At 53.7% G+C, this 335-nt stretch carries 2 tRNA genes; both read right to left on the minus strand.

Annotated elements, in window-relative coordinates:
* Positions 1–4: 4 nt before the first annotated feature.
* Positions 5–81: transfer RNA gene (locus CJF39_RS22700), tRNA-Pro, on the minus strand.
* Between the two features lie 94 nt (positions 82–175).
* A tRNA-Lys gene (locus CJF39_RS22705) sits at positions 176–251 on the minus strand.
* Positions 252–335: the final 84 nt, after the last annotated feature.

A 335-nucleotide genomic window follows, 5' to 3' on the forward strand; every position in this document is an offset into this window, starting at 1 on the left:
AAAATGGTCGGGGTAAGGGGATTCGAACTCCTGACATCCTGCTCCCAAAGCAGGCGCGCTACCGGACTGCGCTATACCCCGGTAAAAAAAAGGCACCTTCAAAGAGGTGCCTTCTGCGATCAGCGCTTTTGGCCTCTGATCTTAAGATCTAACCCCAGCGAACTGGAGCCAAAAATGGTGGGTCGTGTGGGATTCGAACCTACGACCAATTGGTTAAAAGCCAACTGCTCTACCAACTGAGCTAACGACCCAAAAATGGTCGGGGTAAGGGGATTCGAACTCCTGACATCCTGCTCCCAAAGCAGGCGCGCTACCGGACTGCGCTATCCCATCCC

The sequence above is a fragment of the Pseudomonas lundensis genome (genome assembly GCF_002269125.1).
Taxonomy (GTDB): Bacteria; Pseudomonadota; Gammaproteobacteria; order Pseudomonadales; family Pseudomonadaceae; genus Aquipseudomonas; species Aquipseudomonas lundensis_A.